Here is an 11,082-nt window from a genome sequence, read left to right on the forward strand (position 1 = left end):
AACCTGGCTCTTGAACCGCGGTGAGGCTTGAAGAAACTCGGTTCTTGCGCTGGAGCGGCGTTGGCTTGCGGCGCTTGTTACATCTCTGTGAGCGGGAATGATCCACCCAGTCTCGCAAGCGCCACGACCGACCTAGCCTTTCTCCGCCAACAGCCACTCCACGTCGATATCCACCAGCTCACCGATTCGCTCGACGGTCACGTCCGCCGGCGGATTGCTGGCGATCTCTTTCGGGTCGAGCGCATAGTGCCCCTGGCGGGGAAATACCGTGGTCAGTTTCGCGCCCCACGCCCTTTTCATGGCTGCCAGAATCCGCAGCTTGTCGTCGACCATCACATAGTGGCGGGCGGGATAACACTCCATCACCTGATCGAGCATCAACTCTTTGTGGATGTAGATCAGCACCCGCCCTTCGACCTCATCCCATAGCCCGGAGCGCTCGATCTTGCGCGGCTGGAACACCACGTCGCCGTCGGAGAGCATAACCGTGGGACCATGTGCGCTCAGATGCCGCAGCACATTCAGCGCGCCCGGATACAGACGGCTCGCAAACGGATAGTCGATCAGGAACGAGGACATGAGCAGGAGCCGCGTGTCGCGCGGCCGCTCAAGGCGATAGCGCTGCAGCGCGCCCAGGTAGTCGGCGTAACCGAGTTCCGTGCGCAGCGTCTCGAAGATTTCCCAGTATCGCGCGGCGTTCTGCGCGCCGAACTCCCGCATCATGTGCGCGCGCAGATCGGCCAGCACAAGGTCGTTGTCCAGCAGAGTGTTATCGCAATCGAACAGAAACACGACGTCGTGCGGCGTAGCAGTAGTGGCTTGCATCGCGGCTCCCTGGAATCAGCCTTTCGGCCCATCGGACGGCGTGGCCGCTTTCTCGACGTGGCCGCCGAAATCATGCCGCATCGCCGAAAGCACCCGGTTCGCAAAATCCGCTTCGCCGCGCGAACTGAAGCGCGCGAACAGCGCGGCGCTCAGCACCGGCGTGGGCACGCCTTCGTCGATGGCGGCCGCCACCGTCCAGCGCCCCTCGCCCGAATCGGATACGCGCCCTGCGTAGTTCTGCAGATCGGCGTCGCTGACCAGCGAGCCGGCGATCAGATCGAGCAGCCATGAACCAATCACGCTGCCGCGCCGCCAGACCTCGGTGACGTCGGCGAGATTCAGATCGTACTGATACAACTCGGGACGCCGCAGCGGTGACGTTTCGGCGTCGGCCTCGCGCGCGTGCTTGCCGGCGTCCGCGTGGCGCAGAATGTTCAGCCCCTCGGCGTAGGCGGCCATCATGCCGTACTCGATGCCGTTGTGAACCATCTTGACAAAGTGCCCCGCGCCGTGCGGCCCGCAGTGCAGAAAGCCCTGCTCCGCGGTGCTCGCGCCGCTGACGCGGCCCGGTGTAGCCGGCGCGGCGCCCGCGCCCGGCGCGAGGGTCGAGAAAATCGGTTCGAGCCGCTTCACGACCTCCGGTTCGCCGCCGATCATCAGACAGTAGCCGCGCTCGCGGCCCGCCACGCCGCCACTCGTGCCGACGTCCACATAGTGAAGCTGGCGTTTGGCCAACTCAGCGCTGCGGCGAATGTCGTCGTGATAGTAGGAATTACCGCCGTCGATCACGATGTCGCCAGGCTCCAGCAAAGGCACGAGTTTCTCCAGCGTCATATCGACCACCGCCGCCGGCACCATCAGCCATACGGCGCGGGGCTTCTCGAGTTGCGCGATCAGATCCTCCAGCGACGCCGCGCCCGCCACGCCGTCCTGTTTCAGCTTCTCCACCGCCGCCGGCTGCACGTCGTAAGCGATGCATTGCTGACCGCCCTTCGTCAGACGCCGCACCATGTCGGCGCCCATGCGTCCCAATCCAATCATGCCTAGCTGCATATCTCGCTCCGGAAAGTGCCTCGTTGCGCTGCTCGATTTGCTTCTTTGGACTGCGGCAATGTTTGTGATTTCGCTGCGTGTTCCAGTGGCGGCGCGAACGATCGCGCACGACTACGCTTACTTTAGTGGTGTTTTCCTGCGTGCGCCAAACGCGCTGCAGCCGCGCGTTTGTCTCGTGCTGCGAAGCTGCGCCACCGTATGTATCGAAAGACGATACGCTTCTTTGCAGAGGCTTTGCGCGGCGTAAAGTTCCTGACATGAGTGGCTGCGCGGCATCCCGCTCGCGCAGGCTTCGATTCGGCTGACGGACCTCTTACACTTCGGCCTCGCGGGCGGGGACTCGAACGGGCTTGAGCTTCTATTGCCGCCTTGCCTGAAGTTTGCCGTATTGCGAACGCACAAAACGCTTTACGGCCTGCCACATCACCGGATAGCGATCGCCCGGCACGGCGAAGAGCACGAGCGCGCATAACGCCAGCAAGCCGCAGAACATAAACGTGCCGCGATAGCCGAACGCCTGCACCAGCAAACCGGACAACACGCCCGAGAGAATCGAGCCGACCCGCGCCGCGTTGAAGAAGAGCGCGGTGGCGCGGCCGGGCGCGTGGGGCATCAGATCCTGCACGTACGTCATGCCCAGACACGAGGTCACCGCGACGACGAACGCGTTGAGCATCTGCATTGGAATCAGCACATGGACATTGCCCGCCAGTGCCATGCCGGCGAAATACACCGCGTGCACCGCAGCACACGCGCCGAGCCAGTTCGGCTTGTGCAACGCCGACGACTTCGCGCCGAGCGCGAGCATCATCGGAATCTCCATCAGAGCGCCGAGGCCGAGCATGATCGACACGTCCAGATGCGTGCCGTTCAGACCGTGCACGATATAGAGCGGCAGCACGATCATGGTCGCGTTCGCGGCAAGGCCGAGCAACGTGAGCGCGGCAACCGCGCGGCGGATGTCGTTGGCCGAGGCGACGCCGGGCAGGTCCTCGTGTGCGTCCTCGCCGGGTGCGGTAAGCGGCGGCACGGTAATCGAAGCGGAAGGTTCGGACGCCGTGTCTTCCACCGTGTGATCGCCCAGATGACCCTGCGGCTCCCGCATGCGCCAGACAATGGCCGCGCAGGCACCGAAACTGGCGGCGGCGAATAGAAAGAGCCCGTAGAAGCTGCTGGCGGCGAGCACCAGCGCGCCCACCGACGGCCCGAACACCCACGCTGCCGAGAGAATCGTCCGCAAGGTCGCGCTGGCGAACACGCGCTCCGCCGGATCGGCTACCGGCAAGGCCGCGCGGCTGAACGAAAAGACCATGGAAATAGCCGAGCCGCCCGCGCCGATAAAGACGATCCCGACCACCAGCAGCAACCGGTAGTCACGCACGACGCATAAACACAGATAACCCAGCGCCGCCGCCACCAGCGCCGCCAGCAGCAAGGGCCGGTGCCGTCCGCTCGCGTCGCTCCAGCGGCCCGCGAAGGTGCTGGCGAGCACCCCGCTCGCCGCGATCAGCGTCATGAAGACGCCGAGCCTGAACGGCGTCATGCCCGCGCGCTCGACGCCGAACAGGGAAAGATAGGGAGCGGTGAACGACATCGCCACACCGAGCATCAGAGTCGCGGCGGCGAGCGGCTTGAAGCCGGGGATGCGTAGCAGGTCGAAAAAACGTGAGGTTTTCAACACGGGGGCGGAGGATCAGGGAAAGCGAGCCTGCCACGCGCTATGCGCGCCGCAAACTTCGTGGCCGGAACGACCGGGGCATTATCGGCTTAGCTTGCGGGCGCGTAAACCCGCGTCACCGCGTCCCAAAATTGCGAAGCACATTCGCCGGTCGCAGTCCGCAGGATGCGGCACCGGTTACAGCACGACGTAGCCGCGCTTTTCCAGCGTCCAGCGGTGCCACTGATTGCCATAGAAGCCGCAGGCCATGCCGAACAGCACCGACAGCGCCAATCCGATCAGGTCGGCGGTTTCGCCCCACAAGCCCGAGCAGAACAGCAGAAGATTGACCGCCAGCATGACGAACGCGGCAAACCACATTTTCTTCGACAACGCCCAGATGAAACCGAGCAGACACGCGCCCCAACTGAAGCCCGTGGCGACCGCGACGGTTTCGTCCTTGCCCGGGTACCGCAGATAAATCCTTTCGCCCATATCCTTTCCTGACCACGATGATTCGCCGCCGCCTCGCGGCCTCGACGATGTTTACCACGTCATGCCGGCAACTGTGCGAGTCCGCGTGAAATTCACGCTGCCGCGTGCTTCGCCGCACGTTGGTCGGTGCGGCGCTGCCTGACGATCGCGGGCATAGCTGCTACTCTTACCAGATTCACGCGCAGGGAGCGCCATCGCAGCGCAACCCCGCCAGCACAGGTTAAACCGCTTCGGAGCACGCATGGCCACGCAGACAGCCTATTCTTCCAAAGCCCCTTCGCGGGTCGAACTCGATGCCCTGCCGGGCACCACCGTCGTCGAATTCGGCACGGACTGGTGCGGCTACTGCCAGGGTGCGCAAGCATCGATTGCCAAGGCGCTCGAAGCGCATGCGGACGTCCGGCACCTGAAGATAGAAGACGGCCCGGGCCGGCCGCTGGGCCGCTCGTTCAAGGTCAAGCTGTGGCCCACGCTGATCCTCATGCGCGATGGGGCCGAAGTCGCGCGCGTGGTGCGACCGGCCAACGCGGCGCAGATCGCCGACGCGTTCACGTCGCTCTAAACGTCTTTCTAACGTCGAGTTACGTCGAACCGCGTCGTTCAGCACGCGCCGCCACTGATGCGCCGCCGCATTACCCCACGCCACGCAGGAACGAATACGCAAGACCCGACCCACAGCTATCATGCGCCAAGCCATCCATCACCTGAGCGTCAAAGCCCGTAGCCGCGGGCTCGTCGAGTTCACCGACGAAGCTCGCCGCTTCGTCGCCGGGCAAGCCATCGAGACCGGCCTGCTGACGCTCTTTTGCCGTCATACGTCCGCTTCGTTACTGATTCAGGAAAACGCCGACCCTTCGGTGCAGCGCGATCTGGAGCGCTACTTCGCGAGCCTCGCGCCCGAAGACGCCGAGCGTTACGAACACGACGCCGAAGGCCCCGACGACATGCCGGCGCATTTGCGCACGGCGCTCACGCAAGTGCAATTGTCGGTGCCGGTCGAACATGGGCAGATGGTGCTCGGCACCTGGCAAGGCTTGTATCTGTTCGAACATCGCCGTCATACGCAGCATCGGGACATCGTGCTGCATCTGCTCGGTGAATGACGGCGCGAACCGCGGCCGTGTATGTTTCAAGATGCGTTGTTGACAGAGATTCGTTGCAACATTTCATCCGCGAACCGGATTAAAGGGAGCACACCTCATGGACACCCGTAGCGAACTGCAAGCCACCATCAAGGCGATGGTTCAACCCGGCAAAGGCCTTCTCGCCGCCGACGAAAGCGGCCCGACCATCGCCAAACGCTTCAAGACGATTGGCCTCGAATCGAGCGAGGAAAATCGCCGCGCCTATCGCAACCTGCTGCTCACCACGCCCGGACTCGGCGAATTCGTGAGCGGCGTGATTCTCTACGAAGAAACGCTGGGCCAGAAAGCGGACGACGGCACGCCGTTCCCGCAACTCGCCGCGAAAAACGGCATCGTACCCGGCATCAAGGTGGATCTCGGCAAGATTCCGCTCGCGCTCGCCCCGGGCGACGAAATCACCGAAGGGCTCGACGGACTCGCCCGCCGTTTCGCCGACTACAAACGCCAAGGCGCGCGTTTCGCCAAGTGGCGCGCGGTCTACAACATCACGGCGAGCCTGCCGAGCCGCTTGGCCATCGAGGCGAATGCGGATTCGCTGGCACGCTACGCGGCGATCTCGCAGGAAGCGGGCATCGTGCCGATCGTCGAGCCCGAAGTGCTGATGGACGGCGAGCACACCATCGAGCGCAGCGCCGAGGTCACGGAGGCCGTGCTGCACGAGGTATTCCATGCGTTGCACCGGCATCGCGTGGTCCTCGAACATATTCTGCTCAAGCCGAGCATGGTGATCGCCGGCTCGGAACACGCGCAACAGTCGTCGAGCGCCGATATTGCCGCTCATACCGTGCGGGTGCTCAAGCGCACCGTGCCGTCGGCGGTGCCGGGTATCGTATTTCTGTCCGGCGGCCAGTCGCCGGAAGAAGCGACCGCGAATCTCGACGCCATGAATCGTCTCGGCGCGCTGCCGTGGAATTTGAGCTTTTCCTATGGCCGCGCGTTGCAGGAACCGCCGCTGCAAGCCTGGAGGGGCGAGGCGAGCCACGTCGAGCAGGCACAGCAGGCGCTGCTCAAACGCGCGCGCCTGAACAGCGCTGCCGCGCTGGGCAAGTACGAGGCCGCGCAGGAAAAGAGCTAGCGTGAACGCCGCACGGTCCGTTGCGCGCCGAGATCGGTCGAGAGCAGCGGACCGCGCCAGCGCGTCAAAGCGGCGCCCCGCCGAATGCCTGGCGCTGCGCGAGCGACACGAAGGCCTGCGCGTCGCGCGCCGCCTGCACCACGGCCGCCATGCCGAAGAACTCGTGAGTCGCGCCACGGTAATTGCGATGCTCGACGGGCACGCCCGCGCCGTGCAGCTTCTGCACGAGTTTCTCACCGTCCGAGCGCAGCGGATCGATGCCCGCCGTGACAACGACAGCCGGCGGCAAGCGTGACAGATCGGCGCTCACCACGTCGATCAACGGACTCGTGAGATCGCTCTCGCTATTGATCACGTTATGCAGGAACCACAGCATCATCGGCTTGTTCAAGGGCCGGGCGTTGCGATTCTCTTCATAAGAGATCGACACGATGTTGTTGCTCGCCACCGGATAGATCAACGCCTGGTGCATCGGCATGCGCGTGCCCGTGTCGCGTGCGCGAATCGAAACATTGATCGCGAGATTGGCGCCGGCGCTCTCACCCATTACCGCGATCTTGCCGGGGTCCCCGCCGAGGCTCGCCGCATTGTCCACGAGCCAGCGCCACGCCGCAAACGCGTCTTCGTGGGCGGCCGGCAGCCTGTGCTCGGGCGCCTGCCGGTAGTGCGCGGAAACCACGATCGCCCGGCTTTGCGCGGCCATGGAACGCGGCGTGGCGTCGTAGGTATCGAGATCGGCGATCACCCAGCCGCCGCCATGAAAATACAGAATCAGCGGGAAAGGCCCCTCGCCTTGCGGTGTGTACACGCGCGCGAGATTGCTGCCCGCTGCGCCGGGAATCATGATGTCCTCGGTGCGCACGGCCTCCAGCTCCAGCGCGGGACGCGCGCTGAACGCAGGGTCGTTCAGCAGCTTTGTCACGGCATCGGCGGGCGTGGGTTGCTGGCGCGCTTCGGCTACGGTGCAATCCTCGATTGGCTTGGGGTTCAAACTCCTGAGCGCGTCGAGCACGGCTTTCATGTCGGGATCGGCATGACCCGTGGGATCCATGCCGACCATGCCTTTAATGGTGTCACCGAGTGTCATGGCGATGCTCCTGATGGAAGATTTCACGGATCCATCGAAGCTGTGAACACCGCGCTCGACCCCCGTGCATGCCGTGAGATTCGAGCAAGCGCTATACCTGTCGCATATTCACGCATGGCGGCGCGAAACGGCTAAAGAATTGCGCCGCATAGCGCTCCGGTTTGAAGCGTACGCAGGTGAGGCGGTCGTCGTGTGGTGCATGGCCGAGCCAGCCCGACCAGCCGAGTTGCTGCGGGCCGCCTAAAATGGCCGGCGGCGCGCTCTGCGGTTCGAGACGCAACTCGAGCTCCCACTCGAACTCGAAGCCGACAAACGTCCTGACCCATTCGACGAGCTTCGGCAAATCAGCGCCTCGCGGCGTGAAGCGCAGGTACGCGGCGATATCGAGCGGACCGACGACAATGCGAAAGGTGTGCTGACAGTCGGGCACCTGTTCGCCCAGCAACGCGCCCACCGTCATGGTCGAAGCGGCGCCCGGCTTGCCCAGATAGCTGTGCTCTTCTGCATCGACATCGATCCAGCTGAACACGGATTCCTCGATCTCGACCGGAACGCCGAAGTAGCGCTCTAGCGTCATGCGCAGCCCGTCGGGATTGCGCGCCTCCCGCACGAGGTGCGCCGAAGCCGCGAGCCGTGCATGCGCGGGCAACGCGCCGTGACCGATCTCGCGGATGTCCTGGCCCGTCAGGCTCGCCACATAGAACGAAAAGCGCTCATTGTCAGCGCGATCGAGTCCCGCGGCAGCTTGCGCGGATGCCCAGGCCCGATAAAGCAGCGTCAGATAGCGATGATGGAAGATATCGAGAAAATTGACGAGCGTGGCGTCGTTGCGGCTCTGTTCGCGGTCACGCGCGATTTCGGTCACGTGAATCGGCAACGGTCCGTTCGGCCCGAGCATACCGAGTCCGAACAGGCGCACCTTCAACCGTCCGTCGGCTTCGTCTACGCTCGCGATCTCGCGCGGCGCGAAACACAGGCTGGGTTGCTGCCCGAGACGAAACGGCTCAGCCTGCGGGCGTGACGCCGTTCCGACCGGATCGATCCGCTTGTCGGCGCCAATGCGACGCAGCAGCGCGAGAAATCCGAAGCGCCACGGTTCGGCCTGCAAATGCCCGATCAGCGCCGGCGAGAGTAACGTGCGATGCGTGATCGCCCCGAAAGAAACGCGCTCCATCAGAGCACTCCGCGCGTGTCCATACGCACCGGCCAGCGCGCGACGCGACCGCGCTGCATCGAATGCAGTTCAGTCTGCGTGAACGAATTGATGGACGCGCGGCGCGCGAGATAGTGTTCGAGAATCAGCCCGAACAGATACGGGCTGGTCCCCGAAAAACCGGTTTCGTCGACCGTCAGTTCGCACGCCACGCCGCGACCGAATACCAGCATGCCGTTGCCCTTCAGCTTGCGTGTGACAGGCCGCGTTTTTACGCCGACGAGACTCTCCACCTGGCGGCGCTGGTCCGTCGTCTCATCTGTCACGAATAGCCGCAACAGATCGCGCAAACCCTGGGCGCCGGCGCGGTGATCGAGATCGTCGAGCGGCAAATAATTGAAGTTGAGCTGGCGAATCAATCGCCATGCCATTTCGCGCTCGGCATAAGGCGCTTTGGGCGCCGTGGGCCCGCGAATCAGGCCAATGCTCTCTACCGGCCCGCTGTCATCCAGTTCCAGATCATTCACGCCGTCACGTGGGACGAGGCTCGCCAAATCCCGGTTGGTGGCGAGCGCGGCCACCGAGAGGTAGCGAATCTCTTCGCGATACGGCGCCTTGTGCTGATCCACGAGCGACACGTACACCTCCGTGCCGATGTACTGCGTGCGGCTACCATAGCGACGCGCCGAATCGGAAATCAAACGGCGTTCGCGGCGCGTTGAAAAGTAGCGCCCGTAATTATCTTCGTCGTTATTGAGTGACTGATATAGCGGGCGGAACTCGAACTCGGCGGATTCCGTCGTTGCCTGCGCTGTGAGGGATTGGATGGAGAACACTTCGTAGTCCAATGGAGCAGCGCGAGCCGGAATCACCCTGAACTCGGTTTGCGCGCTATTCAACGCGATATTGTCCATGCGCATTGGAAACAGATTGATCACCGGTGTGCAGAAGAGCGCGAAACGTGACGCATCGACCAGATTCGAGAGCCGCTGGGGCGCTCGGTCGAGTAGCACGACAATCTCGACTTCGTCGCCCTTTGTTCTGCGAAAACCCGCCTCGAGTCCAGTCAGCGTGAAAAAGTAGAAGCGGGCCGGACACGCGAAATACTCCTGCAACAGGTTGTGGCCGTGAAATTTCGACCAGGAAAGCGGCAACAGCCCCTGATCGGGATCAAGGCCTTCATGCACCACGGCGTCGCCCGAGACCACTGAAAGCAGCCCACCCGCCACGCCGAATTCGCGAGGCGCGCCCGTAATCGACGCTACGCTCGCCGTGTGCAGCAATTCGAAGAGATGCGATGCAATCTGCTCGTCGCCCGTCAGATAAACGGGCAGCCTGTCCAGGTGCCGCAGACAGGCAATGTCCATTCCGTTGAGCGTGCGCAATCGCAGTCGCAGCGCTCCGCGCACCTCGGTATTGGCCGGCAGATAACGTTCGAGCGCGGGCATGTCCGGCGGAACGCCGGTCAAGCGCGCCTCGACGATTTCGAGCGGATAGAGCATGACGTCCTGACTACTCTGGAAGCGGCAAACCGTATTTTCGCCGTGAGGCATACGCGATCTGAGAGTCGAACCACGCGGCACCCGAAAGCCTTCGGCCGCGTTGACGTACTTGCGCCCCGGTAGGAAACGCGCAACGGCCATGGAAGGCGTGGGCGCGACGTAGTTTGGATATAGCACGTCGAGCAGATGCCCGGTGAAACGCGGAAACTCCGCGTCGAGCTTGATCTGCATGCGCGCCGCCATCAAACAGAACGACTCGATCAGACGTTCGACGTAGGGGTCGGTCACATCGCCCGCCTTCATGCCGAGGCGTTGGGCGATCCTGGGATGAGCCTGCGCGAACTCGGGAGCAAGCTCACGCATGTAAATCAGCTCCTGATTGTAGTAATCCAGCAGTCGAGGATCCATCGGCGATTTGGTGTTGTTCTTGTGGCGGACTCGCTGACACGGCACGTGCGTCGCGCGAAACGTCTGTCCGCATGTGAATCCCGATGTACGTCCAATCAGCGACTGCCGCATTTTTACCCGGCACTGGAAAGCGTTCAATCAGCGTCACGGGGAAATAATCGCCAACTACTCAGGGGGGCGTGTCGGCGGGGCACATCCACATAACTGAAATCGTTATGGAAGGTTAACTTTCATGAGGATTACCGAGTGAACTGTGAGCGGGTTGTCCCCTACGTACCGAGGAAGAAAGCGTAAAGCCTGACTCAGCGTTGTTCGCCGCGTCAGGCCTTTTCGTCACTGCCCCTTTGTATCGCTGCTGGCATCCGCACCCGGCATATTGGTAGAGTCGGTTGCAGGCTTGCTCGCCTTCGAGGACTTCGTGTGATGCTTTTTGGTCGACTTGGAATGCGCCGTCGCGCCCGATGCCTGCATGTCTCCACCTTCGCGGGTCGCGCCGGCCGTGGTGCCGGCATTCGGATCGTTGCCAGCCGGGCCACCACCGCCGCCACCCGCGCCCTGCGCCATGGCGAGCGAAGAAGCGGCGAGCAAGGTCGAGATGAGCAACACGTTGCGGGTTTTGTTTCCGATGTTCATGACATTCTCCGGTTCGAAAAAGAAGCGGGTTGCGCCGGCTCCAGCCCGA

Annotated in this window: 11 protein-coding genes; 3 read left to right on the top strand and 8 right to left on the bottom strand. The window is 63.2% G+C overall.

What is annotated here, in order from left to right; translation table 11 throughout:
- Positions 1-132: 132 nt before the first annotated feature.
- The 4 genes from P0D68_RS15625 to P0D68_RS15640 form a co-directional block, all read right to left on the bottom strand.
- Complete coding sequence (locus tag P0D68_RS15625) at positions 133-825, bottom strand: HAD family hydrolase (protein WP_408297743.1); 693 nt, start codon at positions 823-825, stop codon at positions 133-135.
- 15 nt (positions 826-840) lie between these two features.
- The gene (gnd, locus tag P0D68_RS15630; RefSeq protein WP_408183968.1) at positions 841-1,938 is read right to left on the bottom strand and encodes a phosphogluconate dehydrogenase (NAD(+)-dependent, decarboxylating); all 1,098 of its coding nucleotides are present in this window, start codon (positions 1,936-1,938) and stop codon (positions 841-843) included.
- A 298-nt stretch (positions 1,939-2,236) separates the two neighbouring features.
- The gene (locus P0D68_RS15635; RefSeq protein ID WP_091808312.1) at positions 2,237-3,559 is read right to left on the bottom strand and encodes a sugar efflux transporter; all 1,323 of its coding nucleotides are present in this window, start codon (positions 3,557-3,559) and stop codon (positions 2,237-2,239) included.
- A gap of 174 nt (positions 3,560-3,733) precedes the next feature.
- The gene (locus tag P0D68_RS15640) at positions 3,734-4,030 is read right to left on the bottom strand and encodes a DUF2628 domain-containing protein (RefSeq protein ID WP_408183930.1); all 297 of its coding nucleotides are present in this window, start codon (positions 4,028-4,030) and stop codon (positions 3,734-3,736) included.
- Between the two features lie 241 nt (positions 4,031-4,271).
- On the opposite strand from P0D68_RS15640, the gene P0D68_RS15645 reads away from it, so the two are divergent.
- From P0D68_RS15645 to P0D68_RS15655, 3 genes are all read left to right on the top strand, one after another.
- Complete coding sequence (locus P0D68_RS15645; protein WP_408297741.1) at positions 4,272-4,592, top strand: thioredoxin family protein; 321 nt, start codon at positions 4,272-4,274, stop codon at positions 4,590-4,592.
- 121 nt (positions 4,593-4,713) lie between these two features.
- Positions 4,714-5,133, top strand: a complete 420-nt coding sequence (locus P0D68_RS15650; RefSeq protein ID WP_091808304.1) for a secondary thiamine-phosphate synthase enzyme YjbQ — start codon at positions 4,714-4,716, stop codon at positions 5,131-5,133.
- Between the two features lie 97 nt (positions 5,134-5,230).
- Entirely contained in the window at positions 5,231-6,250 is a 1,020-nt protein-coding gene (locus P0D68_RS15655; RefSeq protein WP_091808302.1) for a class I fructose-bisphosphate aldolase, read from the top strand.
- A gap of 64 nt (positions 6,251-6,314) precedes the next feature.
- Here P0D68_RS15655 and P0D68_RS15660 read toward each other — a convergent pair whose 3' ends face one another.
- The 4 genes from P0D68_RS15660 to P0D68_RS15675 form a co-directional block, all read right to left on the bottom strand.
- Positions 6,315-7,337 (bottom strand): alpha/beta hydrolase, encoded by a 1,023-nt coding sequence (locus P0D68_RS15660; RefSeq protein WP_408183932.1) that lies wholly within the window; start codon positions 7,335-7,337, stop codon positions 6,315-6,317.
- A gap of 91 nt (positions 7,338-7,428) precedes the next feature.
- Complete coding sequence (gene tssG / locus P0D68_RS15665) at positions 7,429-8,511, bottom strand: type VI secretion system baseplate subunit TssG (protein WP_408297738.1); 1,083 nt, start codon at positions 8,509-8,511, stop codon at positions 7,429-7,431.
- Positions 8,511-10,400 carry a type VI secretion system baseplate subunit TssF gene (tssF, locus tag P0D68_RS15670; protein WP_408297736.1) on the bottom strand — a complete coding sequence of 630 codons (1,890 nt, stop codon included), beginning with the start codon at positions 10,398-10,400 and terminating at the stop codon, positions 8,511-8,513. Before tssF ends, tssG begins: the two co-directional genes overlap by 1 nt.
- Positions 10,401-10,733: 333 nt before the next feature.
- Positions 10,734-11,033: a hypothetical protein gene (locus P0D68_RS15675; RefSeq protein ID WP_408297734.1), complete on the bottom strand. Its 300-nt coding sequence runs from the start codon at positions 11,031-11,033 to the stop codon at positions 10,734-10,736.
- Positions 11,034-11,082: the final 49 nt, after the last annotated feature.

It is taken from the genome of Paraburkholderia sp. RL17-380-BIE-A (assembly GCF_046028085.1).
Classification (GTDB): domain Bacteria; phylum Pseudomonadota; class Gammaproteobacteria; order Burkholderiales; family Burkholderiaceae; genus Paraburkholderia.

What these genes read in the sequence shown, in the direction of transcription:
- P0D68_RS15675 (WP_408297734.1), bottom strand. Translation starts at nt 11,033, where the DNA reads ATGAACATCGGAAACAAAACCCGCAACGTGTTGCTCATCTCGACCTTG.
- P0D68_RS15660 (WP_408183932.1), bottom strand. Translation starts at nt 7,337, where the DNA reads ATGACACTCGGTGACACCATTAAAGGCATGGTCGGCATGGATCCCACG.
- P0D68_RS15645 (WP_408297741.1), top strand. Translation starts at nt 4,272, where the DNA reads ATGGCCACGCAGACAGCCTATTCTTCCAAAGCCCCTTCGCGGGTCGAA.
- tssG (WP_408297738.1), bottom strand. Translation starts at nt 8,511, where the DNA reads ATGGAGCGCGTTTCTTTCGGGGCGATCACGCATCGCACGTTACTCTCG.
- P0D68_RS15640 (WP_408183930.1), bottom strand. Translation starts at nt 4,030, where the DNA reads ATGGGCGAAAGGATTTATCTGCGGTACCCGGGCAAGGACGAAACCGTC.
- tssF (WP_408297736.1), bottom strand. Translation starts at nt 10,400, where the DNA reads ATGGATCCTCGACTGCTGGATTACTACAATCAGGAGCTGATTTACATG.
- P0D68_RS15650 (WP_091808304.1), top strand. Translation starts at nt 4,714, where the DNA reads ATGCGCCAAGCCATCCATCACCTGAGCGTCAAAGCCCGTAGCCGCGGG.
- P0D68_RS15625 (WP_408297743.1), bottom strand. Translation starts at nt 825, where the DNA reads ATGCAAGCCACTACTGCTACGCCGCACGACGTCGTGTTTCTGTTCGAT.
- P0D68_RS15655 (WP_091808302.1), top strand. Translation starts at nt 5,231, where the DNA reads ATGGACACCCGTAGCGAACTGCAAGCCACCATCAAGGCGATGGTTCAA.